Origin of the sequence: Mycobacterium arosiense ATCC BAA-1401 = DSM 45069 (assembly GCF_002086125.1) — a bacterium.
GTDB classification, from domain to species: Bacteria; Actinomycetota; Actinomycetes; order Mycobacteriales; family Mycobacteriaceae; genus Mycobacterium; species Mycobacterium arosiense.
Genome location: NZ_MVHG01000014.1, coordinates 36145 through 60307 on the forward strand (window position 1 = coordinate 36145; position 24163 = coordinate 60307).

Consider the following 24163-nt stretch of genomic DNA (forward strand, 5'->3'; position numbering starts at 1 on the left):
TGAACGCGATATTCACCCACGTCGACGCGGGTCGGTGGCGACGTCGATGCACCTCGAAGGCGCGCGACAGCAAAGAAAGCGCGGGGCTTGGCCCAGCCGGCCATGACCGTTCTCACCTCACGAGATGGCGTTGATGGACTCCGCCAGCCGTGCCTTGAATGACGGGGGCACCGGGATATACCCGTTGCCCGCCAACCCGTTTTGTCCGTCGCCGATTGTGCTCTGCAGGAACGCCTTTACCGCCGCACCGGCCTGGGGGTCAGGGTATTCCGAGCACACGATCTCGTAGGTGGCCAGCACGATGGGGTAGGAGCCGGGTCGGGTCGGCTTGTAGAACGAGAAGGTGTCGACGACCAAGTCGTTGCCCCGCCCGGTCAGGGTGGCTCCGGAGATCGTCTTGCCGACCGACTCCGCACCGATCGACACCGGGTCCGGGCCGGCCGAGGTGACGATCCTGGCCATGTTCAGTCGCTGCGCCATCGCGAACGACCATTCGGCGTAGCCGATCGATCCTTCGGTCGCCTTCACGGCCGCCGACGTGCCGCCGTTGCCCTCGGCGCCCTCGCCGACCCCACCGTTGAAGGCCTTGCCGATACCCCTGTCCCACACGCCGTCGGACGCGGAGTCCAGATATTTCTGGAAATTGTCCGTGGTGCCGGACTGGTCGCTGCGGAACATCACGTGGATGGGCTCGGCGGGCAGTTTAATGCCGGGGTTCAGCGCCCGGATGGCGGGATCGTTCCAGGTGGCAACCGCGCCCTTGAAGATTTTGGCGGCGGTGGGGCCGTCCAGGATCAGCGAGTTGACGCCCCTGACGTTGTAGGTGATCGCGATCGGGCCGAAAACCACCGGCAAGTTCCATGCCGGCGAACCGCACCGCGCCTGGGCCGCGAAGTATTCGATCGGGGCCAGCGGTGAGTCCGAGCCTGCGAAATCGGTTTGCTTAGCGGTGAATTCACCGATGCCGGCACCCGAACCGTTGGGGGTGTAGTTCAGCGTCTGGCCGGGGCAGGCCCGCTCGAACGAGCTGACGAAGCGGGTCATCGCGTTGGCCTGCGCGGTCGACCCGCTGGCCTTGAGGGCCTTCTTTCCACCGCAATCGACGTGGCCGGGCGGGGTTGCCCCGCTCCCCCACGCCCGAGTGTCGTTGCCACCGCAGCCCGACAACGCCAGCGCACCGGCGGTCAGGAGGCTCAACGCGGCACCAAATCGGTTGCGCCTCAAGTTACTTCCTTACGGTCAAGACCAGACATGATCGTCGCCGTTCAGCTAACAGCACCAAGGTGAACGGCGGGCGAATGACCGCCCGGGGGCAGGTGGGGCGCCCGGCGCCGCGCGCGTGCCTGCGCCACGGGCCGTTTCGACGCCCCCGTGTGCAAAAGTAGAACCTGTTCCAGAAATGCCCGATCCGAGACGGCGCGGCTTGCTACCGTGTCGGCTGATACCGCAACAAAGAGAGGCCGCCATGATCCTTGACAGGTTCCGTCTCGACGACAAAGTCGCCGTCATCACTGGTGCGGGTCGCGGCCTCGGGGCGGCCATCGCGCTGGCCTTCGCCGAGGCGGGTGCGGACGTTCTCATCGCCTCGCGCACGGAATCGCAACTAGAAACCGTCGCCGAACAGGTCCGCGCCGCGGGTCGGCGGGCCCACGTGGTGACCGCCGATCTGGCGCATCCCGAGTCCACCGCGCAGCTCGCCGGTCAGGCCGTCGAGGCCTTCGGGAAACTAGACATCGTCGTCAACAACGTCGGCGGGACCATGCCCAACACGCTGCTGACCACCTCGACGAAGGATCTCAAGGACGCCTTCACCTTCAACGTCGCCACGGCCCACGCGCTGACGCTGGCCGCCGTGCCGCTGATGCTGGAGCACGCCGACGGCGGCAGCATCATCAACATCACCTCGACAATGGGCCGGCTGGCCGGGCGCGGTTTCGCCGCCTACGGCACCGCCAAGGCCGCACTGTCGCACTACACTCGGCTGGCCGCCCTGGATCTGTGCCCGCGTATTCGGGTCAACGCGATCGCCCCGGGGTCGATCCTGACCTCCGCGCTGGACGTGGTCGCCTCCAACGACGAACTGCGGGCACCCATGGAGAAGGCCACGCCGATGCGGCGCCTCGGCGACCCCGTCGACATCGCCGCCGCCGCGGTCTATTTGGCCTCGCCCGCCGGCAGCTTCCTCACCGGCAAGACGCTCGAGGTCGACGGCGGCCTCACCTTCCCCAACCTCGACATTCCCGTACCGGACCTGTGACCCCCGACCACTGAGGAGCACGTCATGCCCATCCCCGTCGTCCAATTGGGCACCGGCAACGTCGGTATCCACGCTCTGCGGGCACTCATCACTAATCCGGAATTCGAACTCAAAGGCGTCTGGGTCTCGTCCGACCTTAAGGCCGGAAAGGACGCGGCAGAGCTTGCGGGACTTACCGAGCCGACCGGCGTGCTGGCGAGCACCGACCTGGATGCCGTGCTCGCCACCGGGCCGCGGTGCGCCGTGTACAACGCGCTGGCCGACAATCGACTGCCCGAGGCGCTCGAGGACTACCGGCGCGTCCTGGCGGCCGGGATCAACATCGTCGGCAGCGGCCCGGTCTTCCTGCAGTACCCGTGGCAGGTGATTCCCGAGGAGCTCATCCAGCCCCTGGAAGATGCCGCCCAACAAGGCAATTCGAGCCTCTACGTCAACGGTATCGATCCCGGGTTCGCCAACGACCTGCTGCCGCTGGCGCTGGCCGGTACCTGCCAAAGCATCCAGCAGATCCGGTGCATGGAGATCGTCGACTACGCCACGTATGACAACGCCGCGGTCATGTTCGACGTCATGGGGTTCGGCAAACCGCTGGACGACATCCCGATGCTGCTGCAGCCCGGCGTGCTCAGCCTGGCGTGGGGATCGGTCATCCGCCAGATCGCGGCGGGCCTGGGCATCTCGCTCGACGAGGTCACCCAGGACTACGTCCGCATCCCGGCCCCGGAGACTTCGACATCGCCTCGGGCCACATCGCCAAGGGCACCGCCGCGGCGCTGCGCTTCGAGGTGTTCGGCAAGGTCGACGGCCGTCCCGTCGTCGTCCTCGAACACGTCACCCGGCTGCGCGAGGACCTGTGCCCCGACTGGCCGCAGCCGGCCCAAGAGGGTGGCTCCTACCGCATCGAGATCACCGGCGAACCGTCCTACGCCATGGATGTCTGCCTGAGCAGCCGCAACGGCGACCACAACCACGCCGGCCTGGTGGCCACCGCGATGCGGGTCGTCAACGCGATCCCCGCGGTGGTGGCCGCCGACCCGGGGATCGTGACCACCCTGGACCTGCCGCTGGTCACCGGGAGGGGGCTCTACCTTCCGCGGTGATGCGCGAAGCGCGGGAAACGCCCTAGCCGCTGCGGGTTGCGCCCAGATGTTCGACTACCCTCACTTTGTTATTCGGTGAAGTGAATCGAGGTCGACACGTTGGGGCAGCGCACCCAGGGCTCGCTCAAGGGCAACTGGTACTTGCTGGGGCCCGCCTTCGTGGCCGCGATCGCCTATGTCGACCCTGGAAACGTCGCGGCCAATGTCAGCGCGGGCTCGCATTACGGGTATCTGCTGTTGTGGGTCATCGTGGCGGCCAATGTGCTCGCGGGCCTGGTGCAGTACCTGTCGGCGAAGCTGGGGCTGGTCACCGGGCGCTCGCTGCCCGCGACGATCGGCAGGCGGATGGGCCGTCCGGCGCGGCTCGTCTACTGGGCTCAGGCCGAGCTCGTCGCCATCGCCACCGATGCGGCCGAGGTCGTCGGCGGGGCCATCGCCTTGCACATTCTGTTCAGCCTGCCGCTGCTGGTCGGCGGCGTGATCACCGGCCTGGTGGCCCTGCTGCTGTTAGGGATTCAGGACCGCCGCGGACAGATAATCTTCGAGCGCGTCATCACCGGCCTGCTGCTGGTGATCGCGATCGGATTCGCGGCAAGCTTCTTCGTCAAGACCGCCCCTCCAGAGGAGATGCTCGGCGGCCTTCTGCCCCGGTTCCGCGGCACGGAAAGCGTGCTGTTGGCGGCCGCCATCCTGGGCGCCACCGTCATGCCGCACGCGGTCTACATGCATTCGGGCCTGGTCCTGGATCGGCACGGGCATCCCGACGAGGGAGCGCATCGGCGCCTGCTGCTGCGCGTCACCCGCTGGGATGTCGTGCTGGCGATGACGGTGGCCGGCACGGTGAACGCCGTGATGCTGATCATCGCCGCGACCAACCTGCAGCACCGCGACATGAGCGCCTCCATCGAGGGCGCCTATTCGGCGATCCACAACACGCTGGGCGCGAGCATCGCGGTGCTGTTCGCGGTCGGGCTGCTGGCCTCGGGTCTGGCGTCCTCGTCGGTGGGCGCCTACGCCGGCGCCATGATCATGCAGGGATTGCTGCACCGCTCGGTTCCCATGCTGCTGCGCCGGTTGATCACCCTGGTGCCCGCCCTGGTGATCCTGGCCGTGGGGTTCGATCCCACCCGCGCGCTGGTGCTATCCCAGGTGGTGTTGTCGTTCGGGATACCTTTTGCGGTGCTGCCTTTGATCAGGTTGACCAGCGATCGCGCCTTGATGGGCGGCGACGTCAATCACCGCGTCACCACCGTTGCCGGCTGGGCCATCGGCATATTGATTAGTCTGCTTAACGTGGTGCTCATCTGGCTGACGGTGACCGGCTGAATGCCGGCCCGCCGGCATCTTTACTTCGCATACGGGTCGAACCTATGCGTCCGTCAGATGGCGCAACGCTGTCCCGGCGCCGCGGATCCGCGGCCGGCGGTGCTGGCCGATCACGACTGGCTGATCAATCAGCGCGGCGTGGCCACCGTCGAGCCGCTCGCCGGTAACCAGGTTTACGGGGTGGTCTGGCAGATCTCCGACGGTGACTTGGCGACGTTGGACAGCGCCGAGGGCGTGCCGGTGCGCTACCGGCGCGACGAAATGACCGTGCACACCGACGACGGACCGGCGCCGGCCTGGGTGTACATCGACCACCGGGTGCGGCCGGGCCCGCCCCGGCCGGGCTACCTGCCCAAGATCATCGACGGCGCCATGCAACACGGGTTGCCGCAACGCTGGGTCGACTTCCTGCGTCGCTGGGATCCGGCCGGCTGGCCCCGCCCGAAGTCGTCGACGACCGGACCTGGGCCGCAGTCCCTTTCGGCGTTGCTGAGCGAGCCCGGCGTGAGGGAGAGCGGCCAATTGCGTTCGCGTTTCGGCTTTTTGGCGATCCACGGCGGGGGGCTCGAAGAGATGACCGACGTGATCGCCGAACGCGCCGCCGAGGCGGCCGGTGCGTCGGTGTATGTGGTGCGCCATCCCGATCACTACCCGCACCACCTGGCGTCGGCCCTGTTCGATCCGGCCGAGTCACCGCGGCTCGCCGATTTTCTCGACCATGTCGACGTTGCGGTGTCGCTGCACGGGTACGGCCGCGACGGACGCAGCACCCAGCTGCTGGCCGGCGGCCGCAACCGGGCGTTGGCCGCCCACCTCACCCAGCACATCCGGTTGGCCGGCTACCAGTTGGTCACCGACCTCGACGAGATCCCGCCGGAATTGCGGGGCCTGCATCCACGCAACCCGGTGAACCGTGTGCGTGCGGGTGGAACCCAGCTGGAGCTCTCAGCGCGGGTCCGCGGGATCAGCCCGCGCAGCCCGCTGCCGGGTGACGACGGTTTGTCGTCGGTCACCAGCGCCCTGATCCAGGGGTTGGCCGACGCCGCCGGTAGTTGGTCGATGTCGCATATTTGAACGGAGAGTGTTGGTGGCCAAGGATTTTCGCTTCGGAATGAGCATGCGGTTCTTCAAGTCACGCGAGGCCCTGCTGGACAAGGCCAAGCGCGCTGAAGACGCCGGCTTCGACATTCTTTGTGTGCCCGACCATTTGGGTGCCGCCGCACCCTTCCCCACGCTGACCGCGGTCGCGATGGTCACCACGACGCTACGGCTGAGCATGTATGTGCTCAATTCCGCCTTCTACAAGCCGGCCCTGCTCAGCCGCGACATGCAAGCCCTGGATCTGCTCAGCGACGGCCGCCTGGAGATCGGACTGGGCACCGGTTACGTCCGCGAGGAGTTCGAGGCCGCGGAGATCCCGTATCCCAGCGCACGCGAGCGGGTCGACTACCTCGAACACATGACCGGCTACCTCAAGGAACATCACCCGTCGACGCCGCTGATCATCGCGGGCAACGGCGACCGCGTGCTGACCATTGCCGCCCGCGACGCCGACATCATCGGGCTGACCGGATCCAGGGTGCGCGACGTCGAGGATCCTTTCGCCGAGCGGGTGGACTTCGTCCGCAAGGCCGCCGGAGATCGGTTCGACTCGCTCGAGCTGAATCTGGCCATCACCGCGATGCCGCGGGCCGGCGAGACAGAGCCGGACCTGAAGCTGACCCGCGCCTACTCGCCGGGAATGTCCGACGAGGAGATCCTGTCCCAGCCCTCGGTGCTCAGCGGTTCGCCGCGCGAGATCGCCGACACCTTAACCGCCTACCGCGAAAAGTACGACGTGTCGTCGTTCACCGTGCAGGACAACAACATCGAGAACTTCTCGAAGGTGATCGCCGAACTGCGCTGACCGCCGTGGCGATTCGAGGGCCGGGCTGCCGGTAAGCTCAGGCCCGTCCGCCCTCGTAGCTCAGGGGATAGAGCACGGCTCTCCTAAAGCCGGTGTCGCAGGTTCGAATCCTGCCGGGGGCACCACGTGACCAGCATAAACGGTCATCCGTGCAAGATTCGTGCGATAGGCAGGCGTGTCTAGACACGAGGAGACACGAATGATCGCGCCTACCCGCCTCGGCGAAATCCCCGAGTACCAGATCATCTACGACCTGGTGAAAAAGTTGAGCATCGAAGAGGTATGCCGCCAATCAGATGACGAAGAGGATGAGCGCTTCGCGATCCCAGAGGCTTGGGGGGAGCTACCCGAAGTCGACGAGGACGGGTTGTCGTCGTGAAAACCACACTGGCGCTCGTAGCCCTAGCGCTGGGCATCTGCGCCCCAACGGCCCACGCGGACACCTACCAACCGACTCCTAGTCCGATCTGGCCCGGCCAGATTCAGCCCGACTGGGAGATGTTCCCCTTCGGCGCTTGGAACGGTTTGCCCACGCTGTGTAGCCCGGTCGCGGTAGCCTGCGGACCAGTAGCACCCAACCCGAACGGACGAGGATGATCGGTTTCATAATCTTGCTGATGGTGGCCCTGATCATCATCGCGGTCTGGCCCATCGTTGAGGATTGGTTCCCCGACGATCCGCTTCCCCCGATCACGCACGAGCGGATCGAGTAGCCCATAAGAAAATCCCCACCCTGTAAATGACTAAGAAACAGGGTGGGGATTTTTTGCGTGGCTGCTCACCACGCGTCCCGCTGCCGCAGGGCCGATGAGGAACCCACAGCGGTAAGTTCTCACCTCCCAGGGGGAACCGAGGAGAACCTGGGAGGGAGCAGCAAACCCGGCCGATAAGCCAACCGGGTGCGTCTAGAGGGTATTCGGTGCCAATGAAAAGAGGGCGTCTCGTAAGGAGTGGTGCCCGTGGTAAGGGTTCCGCGATGATCTTCCGAACTCATCACTCGCGGCGTAGTCCAGGGCGGACCCAACCTCTGCAACGTACCTATCGTTCTTCATGCCGCCGACAAACACGTTGCAATATGCACTCGCTGCCAAGGCACCTGGATGCGGGTCGCCCTTGTGGGCGCGGGCCTGCACATCCGAAACATACTGTGCCTTAACCCTTTGGCCGTAATCGTTGACCACCCGCGCCATGTCCTCACCAACCAGAATTTCGGTCAGGGCGGGGTTGGGCGCGGGATAGATATTTACTTCGAGCTCGTGATCAGCCATCTATACCGCCGCCGTCGTGTTGATCCAGTAGTAACGAAAGTTGTAGCCCGTGGTGGGGTGGGGTGCATCCCACAACCTTGGCCCGGTCACTGTGTAACGTATCCCGTCGATCACCAGACGATCACCGCTTTGGACCTTGATTCCGTTGCGGGGCAACCCGATTAGTCCACTAGTGTCAGCGTACTCGCCGCGGGCGTCATTGCCTCTGGCCGGCTGCACCGACTGGCCACCGATGATGACGTTCTCCACGGTGCCGATGTAGGCGAGTCCGTCTTTGTCCGTGAGGTCAACGGGGGTCACGCCATCATCAGCGACCGGGTCACCGTGACGGTTTGTCTTCGGGGCTCTGAACACGTCGGCGTTCATAGTGCTCTCACTCGATAGCGGTCCAGCACATACTTTTCCGCGACCGACCATTGCGGCAGGGACGCCCCGAAGCTGGCAATCGCCGGCCCGAAGGTCTCATAACTCTGATTTTGTCGCGGATGGCTGAGCAGTCGAGCTGAGGCGGTGAGGATCACGGCCGAGATGTCCGAATTGGGCACCCCCGCCGTGAATCCTTCACCTCTGGTGTATGCGTTCGCTTCCGCGGTGACAACGGCGATAACCGAAGTCGCTTGCGCGGTGTCGACGGTGATGTTTGGCCCCAGGAAGGTGGCTACGTCGCTAGCCGTGGGGGCGGCCATTAGCCCGCGTCGACAGTCAGCAGGTTGACCGCAGCGGCGCGAGTCACAACCACGTCATACCGGCTCACCGAGCGGATACCGATGGAGTCACTATCACCGAAAGTTTGGTCCAACACCACAGTCGAGCTATCGATATCCCGGCCCACATAGATGAAGGACGTGTCCAGGACGGCGATGGCGTTAGCAGGGACGGCAGTCGTGGTGACCACGGGCAAGTTGAATAGCTGCTGGGCACCTGCGACGAACGCCTGGCTCGGGTCGAACACATACCTGGAATCCGAGCTGCTGACCTTGATTTTCCGCAGCGCCGCAAAGGTTGTCGGGCGCATCACCAACACGCTCGGGGTCACGAACTCCTCAGCCATCGCGGCCAAAGCATCGATCAACACATCGGGGTCGGTGAGCAGGTCCGCACTAGACGACGTGCTAATCCCGCTGGCCGCCAACACGCCGGTGATCGAGTCGGACGTTCCCGCCCCATTCCACAGCGCCGCATCCAAAACGAGGGCCTGGTCCTCCACGATGCGCTGAGTCAGCACGGACTCGATGTTCAACTGCGCCATCCGCACCAGCTCGTTGGACACCACGGTCAACGACTTGAGGCCGACGCGCTCAGTGGGCAGCAACACCTTTTCGGTGAGGGCCACGGTCTGTTGGGCGATGGTCGCACCGGGGGCGGTGAATGCGGCATTCGGTGATGTGGCGGCCGACAGCGGGAGGCGCAGCGGGGCGGCGGTGTCGATGATGTGGATTCCGGGCAGCGACAGGAAAGTGCTCTTCTCCTGCAACGGGCCGATAACGGCCTGGGCAAGTGCGTCATTAATTGCGGACGCATTACCCGAAGGAACTGCAATAGACATGGTTAATCTCTCTGAATAAAGTGTTTGAACAAGCGCAAGCGTCTAAGGGCATCAGGCCCCGCATTGCGGTGGACATCGGTCCGAAAAGAAAAGGCTTCAGCCTTGAGAAAAGAATGGCAGCGGGAATCGTCCCGCTAACTACATTCTACCGTCACACCAGAGTTTTCAGGTGTGAAACGAGATTGAGTGGGCCTTTGCCCTGATCTTTAACACCCTGCCCGATGTTGCCTTGTGGGGTGCGTGCGGCGTAGTGGGGTTTGCGGGTCAGCAGTTCATCGATGGCGGCCTTGAGTGCGTCGGGGTCGTCTAGGTGCTCGGCTCGGAAGGGAAGTTCCGTTGGGTCCGCGAGCCTGCCCGTAGCCCGGACAAGTTCGGTATGCAATCGGGCGGCAAAACCTTCGGCCTTCACGCGATGCTCTTTGGTCTCGTTGCGCAGTTCGGTCACGTACTCACGGGAAAAGGTGTCGGCTTCCGCCTGCGGCGTCTCTTCGCTCTCCGGTGCGGTCACCTCAACTTCGGCCGGTTCGGGCGTCTCCGTCGAAATGGGCTCGGTTTCAGACATGAAATTTTCTCCTAGTTGTCGTTGAGGCCGGACATGTATCTGCCTACGGCGATGTCACGGGCCTTAGCGGCGTCATCGTCAATCGCTGAAAGCTCAGCCTCGATCTGGTCTTGCGGCAGGCCCATCCGAGTGAGCATCAGACGACGGGACACCAAGCCGGATTGGTATTCCTTCACCGCTGCATCCGCTTCGGCCGCAATGCTTCTCACATCGAAGTTGCCCCACACAGCCCGGACCGTGACACTGTTGGGGTCGACACTGTTTCGGATCGCATACACCAGTCGGGCGACAGCTTCATGAGACTTGGCGAACAGTTTGGCTTTCGACTCGGCCCGACTTGTAAGGCCGGCTTCCGCGCACTGCATCGCCTCGGCGGTAGACGGATTGGATGTCGTCACGCCACACATGTGAGCCGGGACCGCCGCCACAGCCATGATGCCTTGAATCCAGATGTCGATAGAGGTGCGAAAACCCACCAGGTTGGCGCCTTCAAGCTGCCCGAAGTGGGCATTGTCGTTGTCCGACAGCATCGCCCGGTTGCCTTCGGGGATTGGGCTCACCGTGTCGATGATTTGTTCACCGTTGCCATCGAGGACTGGCTCACCCGTGCAGGGGTCTACGCGCGGCTCCTCGGTGGCCTCAATACCAGTCGCCCATCTTCTTGGCCTGGCCGTAAACTCTTGCGCCACAGCAAGGTCCGCGCATGTTTTGGCCATCGCATCGATGAGGCATTTAATCGGCTCGATTTCCGACTCGCCCGAATACTCGAGGTACGGGGTGTCCCGCCACAAGCACGGGAGCAGGTCGGCGTTGGTGAAAGCCACGATGGGGACTTGGCCCAGTGGGTTGGGCATTTGCTCGATCAGCTCGAACTCCCCGCCGCCGTTAGGGGCGCTGGACCGCCAATGCTCCACCTTATTGACCTGATACAGCCACACGTCCGTATAACCTTTGGTGGCCGGGGTGGTGTTCACGGTGACCTGTTTGATTCCCGCAGTAATCTGGCGGGTCACATCATCGCGTTTGACCGCTACAGTGTCGCCGGATTCGATTGTGACGGTGGGGTTTCCCTGGTCATCAGACCACACTAAGCAGAAGGATTCGCCCTGTAGGAGGGCTTCACGGTGGAGAGTGTCGGCGAACTGGTCATAGTCGAGGGCCAGTAGGTCATCCCAGACGGGCGCGCCGTCGAACCCATTCAGCCTGAGTCTCTCGGTCAGGGCGGTGATAGCGACCCTGGCGAAGTTGACCGACAACACCCCTAACCGGTTTCCCAGGGCGGCGCGGGCCTCCGGTGCCAGATAGGCCAGGGGTTGGCGGCCGGCCCAGTAGGCGCGGTTTTCAGAACGGCGATGCAATCCAGCCATTAGACGCTGCTGCATTTCGATGAGCAGGGGTGAACTCATTATGAAGCGAAACTCCAAGCTCTTTTTCGTTTTGTAGGTTTAGTGCCCAGCCACACACAACGCGAATGACAGGGGATCAACGCGGCCAGGCAGTCGATTTTGCGGGCGCTGCGTTTACGTGAAGACTTATCCACGGTGATGCCGTAGTTGGTTTCCACCATCTTCGCGGCCAGGACATGATCGCGGAGTGTTTTATCTCCTGAATGACTAAAGTTCGCGTTGAGGGCGGCTGTGCGGAAATCCGTCACCGCTTTAGTCACACGCTGGGGACTCCACGGGAACTCCGAACACGGAATACCCTCCCCGGCAAGCACTTGAATGCTGCGGTTCATCCGGAAAGGATCGAAGGTAACCTCCCGGACCACAAACGCCCGGCAGGCCTCACGGATGGCGTCTTCAACCTCTAGCACGTTGACGCGGAAATCCGGTCTCCCATCCGACTTCCATACCCGCCACAGATCAAAGTGAGGTTTCGGAGAAACGGTGCCGATGACGATGGCCGTGGAGTCGGCATTCTCTCCGCCGAACGAACTGTCGACGCTAACCACGATCTCCGATCCGGGTTCAACCGGGGAGCCCGTCGAAAGGCAATCCCACGTTTCCGGTACCAGCAGCGGGGACTCTGTAGACTCGATGAATTGGCAGAGCCTTTTACGTCTATAGTCCGATTCCGGCACGGTCCGGGCATCACGCTCGAATACGTCAATCGACAGGAAATCACCGTAGGCCGGATTGGCTAGGCGAATGCAGTGCTCACACAACATGTCGTGGTGCTGAAACTCGTCGGCGGAGAACTCACGCCACACAATGAAGTCATCGCCCAATTCCCGGTGCAGATTCCTCCACTCCACCAACACCGAGCCTTCCATCTCCGCTGGTGGGTTACCGATTCCTATGCACAACGATTCCGGGCGTTTACCCTGCGCCAACATCAGGGTAGAAACAGTGTCCTGGGGGACAACCTGCAGCTCATCAATCAACGCCGCCCGGTAATCTAATCCCTCCAAGGACTCCGCTTCACTGGGAAGGGCCTCGAGTGTCGACATGGTGCGCGGATAGTAAATCGACTCTTTCATCACCTGGCACCGAGAAGCCAGCTCAGGGCTCTTACGGATCATCATCGCGGCGACATTGAACAGAATGGTTGCCTGCTTCTGATTCCTCGCCACAACGACGATATGGGCGCCATCACCACCGGTCATCAGCAGATAGCATGCCAACATTCCCAGTAGCGACGATTTTCCTGAACCTCTAGTCATCATCCACGCCGCAAGACGCGGTTTCGGATCTTTATCGAGAACCGAGGCGACCAATTCTTTTTGCCAGTCCCGGAGGATCACCGGCTTGCCGGCATCATTACCCTTCGGTATTCTGAGGAAGCGTTTACAGAATTGCGCGAACCGCTCCGATTCCTTACCGCGAGGACGCCACGGCAATGGCGATTCATCCACCTGTTTGAGGCGCAATTCAAGTGTCTTTCAAAAGTGGCAGTTAAAACGGCCAGGATTTGTGGGCTGACCTGCGCCGAGCCCGTTAAGGAACGGTTCCGTGCTCTAGCGACGGTGTAGCGACCGGCTCACGCGCGGTGGCCCTCCCCTAGCAAACCATCCAGTGCTCGGCAGCACGGTTATTACCGCAGTAGGGCGCGCATAGACGCGCCGATGTGGTGGCCATGTAGCTAACTCACCCTCATTGTCAACCTGGTTGATTAGCTGGCCTCGACGGACCTCCGGGAATGGTCTTCGGCCGCTGGTCAGGGCGTCGCGTTTGGGGGAAGCGCAGACATGCTGGTCGCTGAGTTAGCTACGGTGCGACGCCTGCGCCTGTCGGCCGCGATGCGGGACTCCACAAGGGCGATATCTTCGGGTGTTGCCTGTCGCCCACGACTGCGGTTATGGAATCCACATGAGGTCTGCAAGTTATGGATCTCGAATGTCCATTCGGGTTTGTCGTGGGGGCTGACGATATGGTCGGTGTGCTCAGCGGGTCGGCCGCAGCCAAGCACGTAGCAGACCGGTGATTGGCGCCTCAAGCGCTTACTAAGCGTCTTCCACTTATTGGTGCGTAGCAGCGGGTGTGAGCGGCTTGGACGGCTGTCTGGGGGCCGGCAATCGTCGCACCTGGTGTCGGGCGATAAAGTCCCACACTGGATGCACGGGCGCGGAGCCATTAGTCGGCGTCCAGGTCTCCCAAGCCTTCAACAATGGCGTTATCGATCATGGTATCGAGATGGTGGAAGGCGACGGCATCGAGGACGAAGTTCACCGACGTTCCCTTTTCGCCCATTACTCGTAGTAGGTAGAGGCCGTTACCGATGTAGTTAGTTGCGGCCGCGACTAACTGTTCGAGGTCAGACTTGGCGATAGTCTCTTCGATATACATTTACGGTTCAATAAGTTTCTTTTGAAGTTTCAAGAATAAGATCCACCACAAATCCGTAGTCATGGCCACGCGAATGTGTTGATCGCCATCGGTGAATACGAGGTCCATTATTCCGCGGTCGGGATGACCAATGACATCGAGTGAGTGCGGCCGGATCGATTGGAAGTCGTCCATCAGTTAGCCACCTTCATCGCGGCGTCGGGCAGCATCTTCGCCCGTCTAACGGTTTCGACTGCGTGGCACATCCCGCACAGCCCATGCGTTTCGGCAGGGACCCCGCAGCCCTCGGTGCTGCACATGGGTGGCAGTGGATGAAGGTCGGCGCGTGACCGTGTGTGGTTAACGTTAACGTCGGGGTCAACAGGATGCGTGGGCTCTGACCTGCGGTGTTGACCTCGTGAACCTTGTTGACCTTTTTCAGGGGTGTAGGTGTAGCGGGACCAGGCGTCGGAGAAGTTGGCCGCGATATATCCCTTCGCCGATCTGTCCCCGATACGAATCGGATGAGAAATCACGTCGTACTGTTTCAGAAGCTTCGCAAGATCCCTGTCAGTGAGTTCATTGTTGCGGTAGTAACGTCGCCACCTAGATTCGGGCAGGTTCAGAAGCTCGCGGAGAAGATCACGGGTGTGCATTCTCTCCTCGCTGCCGAAGACAGTCTTAATGTCCTTCAGTAGTTGCACTCCGGTACTGTCGTTGTCCGATGCCTGAGTGAATTCAACTGCGGCTGCACGGGCTCGAGCCGGCCATTCTCCACCAGCGGCATCAGCAACCATTATCAGCGGCTCCCACACCTCGGCGGCACGGTCAGTCACGGGCATGTCATCCGGCCAGGAAAGGTTAGCCTTTTCCATCCACTGGGCGATATCGGTTGCGAGTGCTTTGGCGTCCAGGCCGTTGATTCGTTCTCTCCACGGTTCAACATGTTCGTCGTTCTTCCGCTTCTGCATACGAATGACGATGGCCCGGTCCGCGATAGTGTCGGGAAGTCCACCAATCCCCGCCAACGCAACAGCACCATAGGACGGATACTGCTTAGTTACTAGTCCGTTGTCCCATGAGGCGCGGCCAACCATAGCGCCACGCTTATAACCACCATTAAGCACGGCACGGAGGGTTTCATCACCCTTTGCATTCGGGCCATAGATAGTGTCAATTTCGTCACAGAAAAGGGTGGGTAATTCTTCATTCGAGAGTGTCCCGATGATGAAGGCTGCAGTGGTATTGAGAAGTCGAATACCGTGTGGAACTAGGTGCTCACTCACTTCTAATGCGCGGGTTTTGCCACTGCCCTTCTCCGGGCTGATGAACGCCAAACGCGGGGTGGTGTCCCATTCGTCCATGCGGTGGGTGTGGGCGATCCATAGGACGTGTGCGTGGCGGGCCGCATCGGATGGGTAGGCGATGAACCGTGACAGGAAGGCATCAACCTCCCCGAGTGCCACACACCCTTCTATAGGGTTAACGAGGTCAACAGGGTTAACATCGCTGGTAGATGTCATTTTTTCTGTTGACCTTCCGGGTTTCTGTTAACCATCGCGGTTCACACGCTGGCGCTGCGCTCGGTGCGGCGGCGTTCAGTTTCAAGCCACAGATCCAAGTCGGCCCTGTCGAACCAAACTCGCCGGCCGATTTTGTATGACCGCGGCCCTTTATCGACGGACCGGTAATACTGCAGCGTCCCGACTGGTAGCCCGACATAGGCAGCAGCCTGCTCGAAATCAAATCGCATTGTTCTGCTCCAACAAGACCAATGAAATGGCCTTTAAAAGAATCGCCTTAAGAATGGCGAGAGAATAGAGGATTTCCCCTACGCCTCAAGTGTATCATGAATATTCAATTCAGGTCTGTTTTTCGCCATTCCCCACGTCACGCAGCCTTTCGGCCTCGAATCGGCATAATAATGACGCCAGCGCCTGGATAACTTCTAACATCTGCTTTCGGTCTAAAGTCGCCACAGCCATGAAGATCCCTCCAACTTCGCCCTTTTTGTTGGGGTCGGCGGCGCGCTCACGGGCGGCATCTTCTATCCGTGTGGTGATTTCTCTTAAGGCTTCGGTTGCCTCGGGGCTACGGTTCATTGCGCACCCCCGACCGGACGCGCAAGCTCAAGTAGGGATTCACGGTCGACACGGATAAGTCGGGGACCGACCCTCTGCGCCCTAATCAGTCCGCTGGAAATCCATCTGCGGATTGTCTTCGGATCGACCCCCAGGTATTCGGCCGATTGTTGGATGGATGGGTGACGGGGTAATTCATGAGCAATCATGTCCATTACTATCCAGACGTTTGCCGCTTCATCTCCGCAGCAAACGGAAGTCAGGGACATGTGTAGACACAATACGCAGATCAGGGGAAAGAAAATTAGTTCAAACTTTTTTCGCAGCAAGCTTGGATATAGCCTCCGCGATCTTCGCGTCCCGGCCTTCCGCGACGTGCTGATACATGAGTGACATTTGTGGCGTGGAGTGGCCCAACCTATGCATGAGTTCGGCGGTGGTTGCGCCCGACTGAGCCGCGAGGACCGCTCCAACATGCCTCAGATCGTGGACACGTAGCTTAGGTTTCCCGATCGCCCTCCGGGCCTTCATCCAATGGACCCGATATTGGTCGTCACGAATGTGGGTGCCGTCGTCGGTGAACAACAGCGCATCAGGCTTGCGTTCAACGTGTGCTTTCAGATGGGCCTTGAGGATCGGCCGAAGGTGCGGCGGCACCGACACATCCCTGATCCCGGCCGCCGTCTTGGGGACACCCTCATAAAACTTCCCCTGGCGATACGTCACGGCTCTACGGATGCGGAGAACACTGCAGTCGGCGGCCATGTCTTTCCTGCGCAGCTCGGATGTTTCACCCCACCGGAGACCACACCATGCCGCCAACAGGACGCTGCAGCGCAGATGATCGGGCATCTTCGAGGCAAGTTTGTCGACCTGCGCGGGAGTGATGATGTCGATATCGCGGCGACGTTTCGTCTGCATGGCGGCACGGATGCGACAGGGATTTGCGTCGAGCACTTCATCCTGGACCGCAGTCGTACAGATCGCATGGAGGAGTGAGTACGCGTGGGCGTTGCGGGTCGGATGCGCATTACCCAAGCCGGTGTGCCACTCACGAACCTTGGCCGGCGTCAAGGTAACGATCTTCCCATCGCCCAACGTGGGCAGTATCAACCGATCCAACATTGATTGGTAATGCTGCCGGGTGCGTGCACGTAAGTTCCTATGCTCCAACCACTTCCGGGCATAGTCACGCAAGGTGATGCCGTCCGAACGCTCAACGCTCCCCCACGTTCCGAGATCAATTTTCTTGCGCTCGATAGCTAGCCAACCAACGGCATCATCTTCGTTGTCGAAAGTCCTCGACGCCTTATGCACTCGCCCGTCGGGTCCGGTGTAGGCCGCCTGCCAGCGACCGGATGGCAGCTGGCGTAACCGACCAAACCCACGCCTCGACATGTCTGAAGGGTATCAAGACACGTGCAAGATTCGTGCAACAATGATGGGCTGATATGCCCGGCATATGTACTATACTGCCGGACAGGTGAACGCCCCTTCTCCGCAGGTAGAGGTGCAGAAACCGCAGTTAGATTAACCGAGCACGCCGATAAGCCTGTCAGGTTCGAATCCTGCCGGGGGCACAGATGTCATGTATGACGTCGGCTGATGCTTGACATTTTTGGCTTCGGGTGATGCCTGACAGTGTTTCGGCTGATGGTTGATAGTTACTTCGGTTGATCCTTGACGCTGCCTGGATGCGGGAGGTTCAGGCCTGACCAAGGAGAATTGCGATTTCGCGAGTCGGGGTATCGCGGCACACGCTGCGCGCCTGGTGCGCCCGCTAAGAGGCGTAGGGACCCGACACCGCGACACTTCGACGAGGAGAAAAGATGAAGCGCGTCGAGCCCTTAGGCGACCGCGCTCGGGTCGCCCGCCTCAACATCCGTGCAGGCTACGACCAGCCCTGTTGCGATCCGCTCGAATTGGCAGTCGTGGCATAACACCACGTCAATCCCCGGCAACCGCCGGATTACTGCGGTTGCCTGGGTGGTCACCCGTTGGCAGTGACCGCATTTCAGATACGCGGCGGCGTGTTCGATGACGTGGGCTGCGACGAGATAGGAGGAGTCGTGCATGAATTGATCCTCCACCCTGCCGCTTGTCATCTGCTGAGAGGCAACCTAGCAATTGCCCAAGAATCTGCTGAAATTCTGCCAAGTGCAGCCACGTTCCTGCGCTTCACGACATTGCGATTGTCGCTGGTGACGATGCTAAATCGGAGACGGCGATGACCGGTGGCAGAAATGGGCGTGACTGCAATGTCGAATTCATTGTGCGTCAACGGCTGACGAGAACCAAACGTAACCAGCATAAGTACCGCTTAAACAGCGCCCTCATCCCGACATTCGCCGCGCTGCGGTTCGCCGCCGGCGTTGCGGCGTGGGCTGCCCCGATTAAAGCCCGTGACCGGGGGCGGCACAGCGGTGTTCCTAGCGCGGGCGGTAACGCGTTGGCGCAGCAAAACGCGGCACTTGCCTCGACAGCATAAGCGGTAGTGACTTCGGTCACCTCTCTCCCGGCGCGGGCAGTTTTCTCCCGCTCGGGTGTTGCACAGTGCAGTCACCGGTTCAGACCGCGGCCCTTACTCAGCGAGGCTGACATGCGCCAGATAATCCTTCGCCGACGTGCGGACGCCCGTTTTTCTATGGCCGAGACGCTGTGGGTCATTGCCGGCGCCGTCCTGCTGCTCGCCCTGGGAGACGTCGTGATCGCGTTGATCCTCGCGCTGGCCGCCGCGGCCATGGCGACCGCCTGGTGGATCCGTCGCGCCGGGCACCGCGCGCGGAGCAGCGAGGTGTCATTGGCTTCTGTGTCTCGGCTGCCGACTGGGCACCGCGAGCCGAAAAGGGCGCCGGTACGCGCGCCGCGGCATCGCCACAGCGCGGCGTAGGCAACGTCTCACCCGCCGACGCGTCATCCCCAGGTCGCCCGCGGCGGTGTGGCCTTGAATTTGTCGGCTGACGACAGATGAACAGCGTGCACGCCCGGCTTCTTGGCGAGTTGGTCCAAAAGGCTTTCCAGATGCGCCTTATCGGTGTGCCGGTGCTGCACCGCCTCGGGGGCCTGCTGCAGTTCCGCAAGGACGGCCTTGAGCTTGTCCGGGGTCTTAACGTCGTCGTCCGACGAGCGGCGACCCGGGCCGCGCGCGGCGCCCCCCTGCGACATGGCTACGGCAGCTGTTCGGCCGTCGTGATAGCCGACGCCGCCGGCGTTGTAGCGCAACGCCGGTCACGGCATGAAAGGGTCGACCTCGGAAATTTAGGGTCCCCGGTTGCGCCACGGGCGATGACGTCGACGCTGCAAGTAGGACTCGACGCGGCGATTATGGGTATCCGCGATGACTTCGATTGCGCGCCAGCTGTCTTGACGGGTCTGTTCAACGATGAGCGTGGCGAGGAAGGGCCGTCCCCGGCCGCACCGACCGGCCGGCACCGGGGCGTGTCTCGGGCCGCGCAAGCCGACGCCACTGGCGCTCACCGCAGACACTGACGGCGAGCCCCCTCGAGAAACCTCATTTCAATGCTCTTGCTTGCACCGCTTTGTGCCGCAAGAAAATCGCGCTCTACACGGAGATAAACAGAACACGATCGTACTTTTCGTTGTCACGCCCTCCAGCGTGCGTTCAGCGACTTCGTCTTGTGTCCCGCACCCTCCACGGTCGGACAGCGCACGGTCGGGGCCGCGGCGGAAAGTGGCCGTCAGCCGCGCGCCCCTGCCGCCACCGTTGGTCGGCGGCCGCCATTCGAGTTCCACGCGAAACCAGCAGAAGAGGACTAACATGTATACCGTGCGCGTGAGGGAAGATACGTAGCGCCCGTCGCATCATTTGGGGCATAAGACCTGTCGAGCCTGCGATGCGGACGCTAATTGCGACACTGATGGCCGCTGGGGCCGTGACGCTCAGCGGGGCTACCGCCAGCGCCGAGAACAAACCCGCGCCGCCTCCCCCTCCCGCACCGTCGTTCTACGCACCGAAGTGCTTGAGTTTCGATCCCAATCCGCCGGCACACTGGAACTACCTGCCCTGCGGGTGGACAACGGATGGAAAGCGGTGGATTCCGCCGCCGCCCTGACCGATACCCCCGACGCAGATCGGCGACCAGCCGTGCCAAAAGCCCTGAGCCGTTTGCTAGTCGGCCTTGAGGTGCCCGCCGCCCCGGCAGCTAACGCCGCAGACGCCCGCATCCCCCCGGGCGTCTGCGAGCGAAAGCGCCTGGTCAATCGGAACACCGCTGCAGTCCAGGCCGTTGACCACCAGGCCCAGGCTGATCGCGCCGTCGGCGCGAGTCCCTTCGATGCACACCTCGATGTCTCGCAGCCCCGGCCTGCCCACGGTCCAGAAGTCCGGACGGTGACCGTCGAACACCGTATGGGCCTCCGCGCCGCCGGCACCGTCGCCCCCGTCGGCCGCGCCCGCCGAGGAACCAGGCACGCCGTCGGGTAAAGCCGCCGCCGCGAGCGGAGTGAGCGGGTCGGCCAGGCCGCAACAATCGTCGTGACACTCCAAGGCGATCAACGTCGCCCTCCTCTCACTGGGCCGTCGTTAGTCGGTGCAACGCTTTACGGCAGCACGGTGTGCATCAGCATCACGTCGTAAGCCGACCACAACGACAAGTTGAAGTACAGGTCTCGTCCCGACGACCAGGGATGGATCATCGGCGCATAGATGCCGCCGGGCATCTGGAAGGAGGACACCAGCGGTTGCTCGGGACTCCACGGGCCTTGCGGTGTCGGTGCGGTCCTTGCCACGACGTCGTTGCTGCCGCCGTCGGTGTAGAGCACCAGGTATTGCTTGAGATAACTGTTGTACTGAGCCGACATTTCGCCGACCGGGCCGGGGAAGATCGGCGTCGCCGCGCCCGGATTGCTCGCGACCCAATGGCCGCCGTTGTCGCCGTTCCAGTACTGGTACTTGGTCAGGTCGGGCAATTGACTCGGTGGGACGCGGGCAAGAAATGCCGCGCCGCCACGTCCCGACGGGGTGCCGAACTGGTAGAGGTAGCCGTCGTTTCCCTTCAGGAACGCGCCCATCTGGAAATTCTCATTTCCCGGCGTAAACCCAGCTCCCGGGATGGCATCCGGTGATGCCGTACGAATGGTGGTCGGAAAGATCCCCCAGTTCTGGCCGTTGTCGTTGGACCTGGCGATCGCCGAGTAGTTGGTCGACCACTCGCCGTCGCGACCCCACTGGCGGATCGACATGTAGCTCATGTACTGGGTTCGGCCCATGGACATCGCCGCGGTCGGAATGATTCCCGTCTCGTGCGCCGCCTTGTGGATGGTGTTCACCACCTGCTTGGACAGCCCGGGTGCCCACACCGGCGACCCGGAATACTTGTCGTTGGGCACACCGTCGGCGATGTGGATGCCCTTGGACAGGTCGTGGTCGTTGCTGCGGAACAGGGTGTTGTAGCGCCACTGCTGGCCGTGCACCTTGCAGTAGCCGAAGGTGTCACCGAAGGCCATCAGTACCTGACGGTTGACGGGATCGCCGTTGTCCCAGACGATCCCGAGGTCCGTACCGGAGATGCTGAAGCGCTGCAGCGTCTTGTTCGGGCCGTTCGGTCCGGTCACCCAGTCGACGAGGGAGGTCGGGGCGCCGGCGATGGAAGGAGGCGGCGGTCCCGGCTGCGGTTGCGGAACCGGAGCGGCGTTGGGACGCAGCTGGTTGGCGTTCGGCGGCATGGCGGGAACCCCGGGGGCGGGCGGATTGGGCCCGGGCGGCAGCACCTCGGCTTGCGGGTACATCGGCGCGGCCGGATCGGCTCCCGGCCCTTCGGCTCGCGGGTGCACCGGCGCGGAGTACTGCCGGCCCGGAGCGGTCGGCTTGAGCAGCGACGAGATCAGCGGACCCAGCCGCGGGAGCGGCGCCTGATCATTCGTGTGCCTGGGCCGGCGCCCAGTCGGCGGCTGGACGACCGGCTGTGGCGCGGGCATGGCCACCGGCGGGGCGGGGGGATCCACATTCGCCTCGGGCGCCCCACACGGTGTGGCGTTTGCAGATGGCGCGGGCCCGACCACGAGGACGAATCCGACAGCGGCCGCCGACGCCATCGTGAGCGACACACTTCGCAGAAACGCCGACATGGAACACCTTTCGAGGGGTAGGACACCGGCCCTTGTTGGCTCATGTGACGATAGTGATCTGCGGGGCATATGTGACCAGTGATGAGCTGATAGGTATCCATCCGTGACCGTGTCGCAACGCAGCGATTCGGCCCGCGCCGCGACCAGTCGACAGTTAGCTCGCGGCCGATCCGCACAGCTGGTAAGCGTTCACGGCTTTGCCGCGAACGCCGGCGAACTCGATTACGCGACGCCGGGGCGCCGCCAGGACGGGGCACAGACCGGTGGGGCCCAGCCGGGACGCCCGTCCGCCGCGGGCACTCCTGTCGCTACGAGGCGGGCCGTTCCGGTACAAGCGCACCACATTGCTGCAGCTGCACTCCGTGCCGATGGACCGCCACGGACACTGTTGCACATACGAAAAACAACCTTCGCCATTCGCCTGGCACGGCGCGAACGGCGTGCCACACTGAAACAGATTGGGTCAGCATGTTTGTCGACCGTCATGGGCGGCAATGATCCAACAGAGGCGAGCACGTCGGCCGGCCTTCGTGCCCGCCTAGGTCCCGTCGGTTCAGCCCGAGAGCCGACGGGGCCGCCCTCTCGTTGGACCTTCAACCCCCACCCGGCCGACAATCGGCTCGCCCATAGATCTCAACAACGCCCCCCTGCGGGAGTACCGTCGGCCTATGGATGGCTCGCCCGGTGAATGGATTCTCGGTGGCTACCAAAGCGGTTTCGTCGTCAGCGGCACCGAAGGCCCTGACCATGGATGTTGAAATCGTCGGCAAGTTTTTGTCCACCCTGCCCGACGACGACGATCACCCCTACCGAACCGGCCCATGGCGCCCCCAGACGACCGAGTGGGACGCCGACGACCTGGTCGCCGTCGAGGGCGAGGTCCCGCGCGACCTTGACGGTGTCTACCTGCGCAACACCGAGAACCCGCTACACCCGGCCTTGAAGACCTATCACCCGTTCGACGGGGACGGCATGGTGCACGTGGTCGGCTTCCGAGACGGAAAGGCCTTCTACCGCAACCGATTCGTCCGGACCGACGGTTTCCTGGCCGAGAATGAGGCCGGCGAGCCGCTGTGGCCGGGTCTGGCCGAGCCCGTCCAACTGGCCCGGCGCGAGCACGGGTGGGGCGCGCGCACCCGGATGAAGGACGCGTCGAGCACGGACGTCATCGTTTACCGCGGGGTGGCGCTGACCAGTTTCTACCAGTGCGGCGACCTGTACCGGATCGACCCCTATACGGCCGACACCCTCGGCAAGGAGTTGTGGAACGGCGGCTTCCCGGCCGGTTGGGGGGCGTCCGCACATCCCAAGGTTGACAACTTGACCGGCGAGTTCCTGTTCTTCAACTACGGCAAGCAAGAGCCGTACATGCATTACGGCGTGGTCGATGAGCGCGACGAGCTGGCTCACTACGTCGATGTCCCGTTGCCCGGGGCACGGCTCCCCCACGACATGGCGTTCACCGAAAACTACGCCGTCCTCAACGATTTCCCACTGTTCTGGGATCCCAGCTGCTCGAGCACGACGTGCACCTCCCCCGTTTCTATCCCGACATGCCATCGCGATTCGCGGTGATCCCGCGCCGCGGCAACACCGGGGACATCCGCTGGTTCGAGGCCGATCCCACCTTCGTGCTGCACTTCACCAACGCCTACGAGGACGGCGACGAGATCGTGCTCGACGGATTCTTCGAAGGTGAACCGTCGCCCTTGGATGCCGGAGGCACCAAGTGGGAGAGGCTGTTTCGCTTCCTCGCCCTGGACCGCCTGCAGGCCCGCCTGCATCGGTGGCGCTTCAACCTGATCACCGGCGCGGTGCGAGAAGAGCAGCTCTCGGAGTCCATCACCGAATTCGGCACCATCAATCCCGACCACGCCGCGCGCGACTACCGCTACGCCTACGCCGCCACCGGCAAGCCCGGCTGGTTCTTGTTCGACGGTCTGGTCAAACACGACCTGCGCACCGGGCGCGAGGAGGGGTTCGCGTTCGGTGACGGCGTCTACGGCAGCGAGACCGCGATGGCGCCGCGCGTGGGCGCCACCGGTGAAGACGACGGCTACCTGGTCACCCTCACCACCGACATGAACACCGACGCCTGCTATTGCCTGGTGTTCGACGCCGCCCGGGTCGGCGACGGCCCGGTGTGCAAACTTCAACTCCCCGAGCGCATTTCGAGCGGAACGCATTCGACGTGGGCGCCCGGGGAGCAGCTGCGACGGTGGCGTACCGCCGAGTCGGCGGCCGGCGCGATTGGGCTGTGACG

General features: G+C 62.7%; 25 protein-coding genes, 1 tRNA gene and 2 pseudogenes. 10 read left to right on the top strand and 18 right to left on the bottom strand.

Annotated features, from left to right (window positions below; all coding sequences use genetic code 11):
* Positions 1–117: 117 nt before the first annotated feature.
* On the bottom strand, positions 118–1224 hold the full coding sequence (gene pstS / locus BST14_RS08710; protein ID WP_083064117.1) for a phosphate ABC transporter substrate-binding protein PstS: 1107 nt from the start codon (positions 1222–1224) through the stop codon (positions 118–120).
* Between the two features lie 241 nt (positions 1225–1465).
* Between pstS and BST14_RS08715 the strand changes: the two genes are divergently transcribed.
* The 7 genes and pseudogenes from BST14_RS08715 to BST14_RS08745 all read left to right on the top strand — a co-directional run bounded on the left by BST14_RS08715 (position 1466) and on the right by BST14_RS08745 (position 6968).
* Complete coding sequence (locus tag BST14_RS08715; RefSeq protein ID WP_083064118.1) at positions 1466–2257, top strand: SDR family oxidoreductase; 792 nt, start codon at positions 1466–1468, stop codon at positions 2255–2257.
* A 24-nt stretch (positions 2258–2281) separates the two neighbouring features.
* A pseudogene (locus BST14_RS08720) lies at positions 2282–3357 on the top strand (NAD(P)H-dependent amine dehydrogenase family protein).
* Positions 3358–3441: 84 nt separating this feature from the next.
* Complete coding sequence (locus tag BST14_RS08725; protein ID WP_438502141.1) at positions 3442–4683, top strand: Nramp family divalent metal transporter; 1242 nt, start codon at positions 3442–3444, stop codon at positions 4681–4683.
* Complete coding sequence (locus BST14_RS08730) at positions 4684–5757, top strand: poly-gamma-glutamate hydrolase family protein (RefSeq protein WP_083064120.1); 1074 nt, start codon at positions 4684–4686, stop codon at positions 5755–5757.
* Positions 5758–5764: 7 nt separating this feature from the next.
* Positions 5765–6589 carry an LLM class F420-dependent oxidoreductase gene (locus tag BST14_RS08735; RefSeq protein ID WP_083064121.1) on the top strand — a complete coding sequence of 275 codons (825 nt, stop codon included), beginning with the start codon at positions 5765–5767 and terminating at the stop codon, positions 6587–6589.
* A gap of 49 nt (positions 6590–6638) precedes the next feature.
* Positions 6639–6714: transfer RNA gene (locus BST14_RS08740), tRNA-Arg, on the top strand.
* 74 nt (positions 6715–6788) lie between these two features.
* On the top strand, positions 6789–6968 hold the full coding sequence (locus BST14_RS08745; RefSeq protein WP_083064122.1) for a hypothetical protein: 180 nt from the start codon (positions 6789–6791) through the stop codon (positions 6966–6968).
* A 526-nt stretch (positions 6969–7494) separates the two neighbouring features.
* Here the strand turns inward: BST14_RS08745 and BST14_RS08750 are convergent.
* The 14 genes from BST14_RS08750 to BST14_RS08810 all read right to left on the bottom strand — a co-directional run bounded on the left by BST14_RS08750 (position 7495) and on the right by BST14_RS08810 (position 17888).
* On the bottom strand, positions 7495–7857 hold the full coding sequence (locus BST14_RS08750; protein ID WP_083064123.1) for an HK97 gp10 family phage protein: 363 nt from the start codon (positions 7855–7857) through the stop codon (positions 7495–7497).
* Positions 7858–8157, bottom strand: a complete 300-nt coding sequence (locus BST14_RS08755) for a hypothetical protein (protein ID WP_142279319.1) — start codon at positions 8155–8157, stop codon at positions 7858–7860. It abuts the gene before it with no gap.
* Positions 8158–8219: 62 nt separating this feature from the next.
* Positions 8220–8543, bottom strand: coding sequence for a hypothetical protein (locus tag BST14_RS08760; protein ID WP_083064125.1), 324 nt, complete (start codon positions 8541–8543; stop codon positions 8220–8222).
* Entirely contained in the window at positions 8543–9403 is an 861-nt protein-coding gene (locus BST14_RS08765; protein ID WP_083064126.1) for a phage major capsid protein, read from the bottom strand. Before BST14_RS08765 ends, BST14_RS08760 begins: the two co-directional genes overlap by 1 nt.
* A gap of 151 nt (positions 9404–9554) precedes the next feature.
* On the bottom strand, positions 9555–9965 hold the full coding sequence (locus BST14_RS08770; RefSeq protein WP_083064127.1) for a hypothetical protein: 411 nt from the start codon (positions 9963–9965) through the stop codon (positions 9555–9557).
* A gap of 11 nt (positions 9966–9976) precedes the next feature.
* Positions 9977–11371 (bottom strand): phage portal protein, encoded by a 1395-nt coding sequence (locus BST14_RS08775; RefSeq protein ID WP_083064128.1) that lies wholly within the window; start codon positions 11369–11371, stop codon positions 9977–9979.
* Positions 11371–12837 carry a terminase large subunit domain-containing protein gene (locus BST14_RS08780; protein ID WP_083064129.1) on the bottom strand — a complete coding sequence of 489 codons (1467 nt, stop codon included), beginning with the start codon at positions 12835–12837 and terminating at the stop codon, positions 11371–11373. Before BST14_RS08780 ends, BST14_RS08775 begins: the two co-directional genes overlap by 1 nt.
* A 703-nt stretch (positions 12838–13540) precedes the next feature.
* Positions 13541–13753: a hypothetical protein gene (locus BST14_RS08785; RefSeq protein WP_083064130.1), complete on the bottom strand. Its 213-nt coding sequence runs from the start codon at positions 13751–13753 to the stop codon at positions 13541–13543.
* Positions 13754–13926: 173 nt separating this feature from the next.
* Positions 13927–15096 carry a DUF3631 domain-containing protein gene (locus BST14_RS08790; RefSeq protein ID WP_158085859.1) on the bottom strand — a complete coding sequence of 390 codons (1170 nt, stop codon included), beginning with the start codon at positions 15094–15096 and terminating at the stop codon, positions 13927–13929.
* Positions 15097–15296: 200 nt separating this feature from the next.
* Entirely contained in the window at positions 15297–15485 is a 189-nt protein-coding gene (locus tag BST14_RS08795; RefSeq protein WP_083064132.1) for a helix-turn-helix domain-containing protein, read from the bottom strand.
* A gap of 109 nt (positions 15486–15594) precedes the next feature.
* Positions 15595–15834, bottom strand: coding sequence for a hypothetical protein (locus BST14_RS29440; protein WP_142279320.1), 240 nt, complete (start codon positions 15832–15834; stop codon positions 15595–15597).
* On the bottom strand, positions 15831–16082 hold the full coding sequence (locus BST14_RS08800) for a helix-turn-helix domain-containing protein (RefSeq protein WP_306460714.1): 252 nt from the start codon (positions 16080–16082) through the stop codon (positions 15831–15833). The genes BST14_RS29440 and BST14_RS08800 overlap by 4 nt, the downstream gene beginning before the upstream one ends.
* Before the next feature lie 40 nt (positions 16083–16122).
* Positions 16123–17211, bottom strand: a complete 1089-nt coding sequence (locus BST14_RS08805; RefSeq protein ID WP_083064133.1) for a tyrosine-type recombinase/integrase — start codon at positions 17209–17211, stop codon at positions 16123–16125.
* 449 nt (positions 17212–17660) lie between these two features.
* Positions 17661–17888, bottom strand: a complete 228-nt coding sequence (locus BST14_RS08810) for a hypothetical protein (RefSeq protein WP_142279321.1) — start codon at positions 17886–17888, stop codon at positions 17661–17663.
* A gap of 569 nt (positions 17889–18457) precedes the next feature.
* Between BST14_RS08810 and BST14_RS08820 the strand changes: the two genes are divergently transcribed.
* Positions 18458–18703 carry a hypothetical protein gene (locus BST14_RS08820; RefSeq protein ID WP_083064136.1) on the top strand — a complete coding sequence of 82 codons (246 nt, stop codon included), beginning with the start codon at positions 18458–18460 and terminating at the stop codon, positions 18701–18703.
* A gap of 23 nt (positions 18704–18726) precedes the next feature.
* Here the strand turns inward: BST14_RS08820 and BST14_RS08825 are convergent, their stop codons facing one another.
* Positions 18727–19035, bottom strand: coding sequence for a hypothetical protein (locus tag BST14_RS08825; protein WP_245845343.1), 309 nt, complete (start codon positions 19033–19035; stop codon positions 18727–18729).
* Between the two features lie 632 nt (positions 19036–19667).
* Here BST14_RS08825 and BST14_RS31555 point away from each other — a divergent pair.
* Complete coding sequence (locus BST14_RS31555) at positions 19668–19886, top strand: hypothetical protein (RefSeq protein ID WP_083064137.1); 219 nt, start codon at positions 19668–19670, stop codon at positions 19884–19886.
* A 56-nt stretch (positions 19887–19942) separates the two neighbouring features.
* Here BST14_RS31555 and BST14_RS08835 read toward each other — a convergent pair whose 3' ends face one another.
* Both BST14_RS08835 and BST14_RS08840 read right to left on the bottom strand, forming a co-directional pair.
* Positions 19943–20329, bottom strand: coding sequence for a hypothetical protein (locus BST14_RS08835; RefSeq protein WP_083064138.1), 387 nt, complete (start codon positions 20327–20329; stop codon positions 19943–19945).
* Positions 20330–20373: 44 nt separating this feature from the next.
* Positions 20374–21900 carry a glycoside hydrolase family 183 protein gene (locus tag BST14_RS08840; protein WP_083064139.1) on the bottom strand — a complete coding sequence of 509 codons (1527 nt, stop codon included), beginning with the start codon at positions 21898–21900 and terminating at the stop codon, positions 20374–20376.
* Between the two features lie 747 nt (positions 21901–22647).
* Between BST14_RS08840 and BST14_RS08845 the strand changes: the two are divergent.
* Positions 22648–24161, top strand: a pseudogene (locus tag BST14_RS08845) (carotenoid oxygenase family protein).
* The last annotated feature ends 2 nt before the right edge of the window (positions 24162–24163 follow it).

Excerpts from the sequence above, each read along its gene's own strand:
- BST14_RS08715 (WP_083064118.1), top strand. The coding sequence starts at position 1,466 with ATGATCCTTGACAGGTTCCGTCTCGACGACAAAGTCGCCGTCATCACT.
- BST14_RS08730 (WP_083064120.1), top strand. The coding sequence starts at position 4,684 with ATGCCGGCCCGCCGGCATCTTTACTTCGCATACGGGTCGAACCTATGC.
- BST14_RS08745 (WP_083064122.1), top strand. The coding sequence starts at position 6,789 with ATGATCGCGCCTACCCGCCTCGGCGAAATCCCCGAGTACCAGATCATC.
- BST14_RS08750 (WP_083064123.1), bottom strand. The coding sequence starts at position 7,857 with ATGGCTGATCACGAGCTCGAAGTAAATATCTATCCCGCGCCCAACCCC.
- BST14_RS08760 (WP_083064125.1), bottom strand. The coding sequence starts at position 8,543 with ATGGCCGCCCCCACGGCTAGCGACGTAGCCACCTTCCTGGGGCCAAAC.
- BST14_RS08765 (WP_083064126.1), bottom strand. The coding sequence starts at position 9,403 with ATGTCTATTGCAGTTCCTTCGGGTAATGCGTCCGCAATTAATGACGCA.
- BST14_RS08770 (WP_083064127.1), bottom strand. The coding sequence starts at position 9,965 with ATGTCTGAAACCGAGCCCATTTCGACGGAGACGCCCGAACCGGCCGAA.
- BST14_RS08775 (WP_083064128.1), bottom strand. The coding sequence starts at position 11,371 with ATGAGTTCACCCCTGCTCATCGAAATGCAGCAGCGTCTAATGGCTGGA.
- BST14_RS08785 (WP_083064130.1), bottom strand. The coding sequence starts at position 13,753 with ATGTATATCGAAGAGACTATCGCCAAGTCTGACCTCGAACAGTTAGTC.
- BST14_RS08790 (WP_158085859.1), bottom strand. The coding sequence starts at position 15,096 with ATGGACGAATGGGACACCACCCCGCGTTTGGCGTTCATCAGCCCGGAG.
- BST14_RS08795 (WP_083064132.1), bottom strand. The coding sequence starts at position 15,485 with ATGCGATTTGATTTCGAGCAGGCTGCTGCCTATGTCGGGCTACCAGTC.
- BST14_RS29440 (WP_142279320.1), bottom strand. The coding sequence starts at position 15,834 with ATGAACCGTAGCCCCGAGGCAACCGAAGCCTTAAGAGAAATCACCACA.
- BST14_RS08800 (WP_306460714.1), bottom strand. The coding sequence starts at position 16,082 with ATGTCCCTGACTTCCGTTTGCTGCGGAGATGAAGCGGCAAACGTCTGG.
- BST14_RS08805 (WP_083064133.1), bottom strand. The coding sequence starts at position 17,211 with ATGTCGAGGCGTGGGTTTGGTCGGTTACGCCAGCTGCCATCCGGTCGC.
- BST14_RS08810 (WP_142279321.1), bottom strand. The coding sequence starts at position 17,888 with ATGCACGACTCCTCCTATCTCGTCGCAGCCCACGTCATCGAACACGCC.
- BST14_RS08820 (WP_083064136.1), top strand. The coding sequence starts at position 18,458 with ATGGCCGAGACGCTGTGGGTCATTGCCGGCGCCGTCCTGCTGCTCGCC.
- BST14_RS31555 (WP_083064137.1), top strand. The coding sequence starts at position 19,668 with ATGCGGACGCTAATTGCGACACTGATGGCCGCTGGGGCCGTGACGCTC.
- BST14_RS08840 (WP_083064139.1), bottom strand. The coding sequence starts at position 21,900 with ATGTCGGCGTTTCTGCGAAGTGTGTCGCTCACGATGGCGTCGGCGGCC.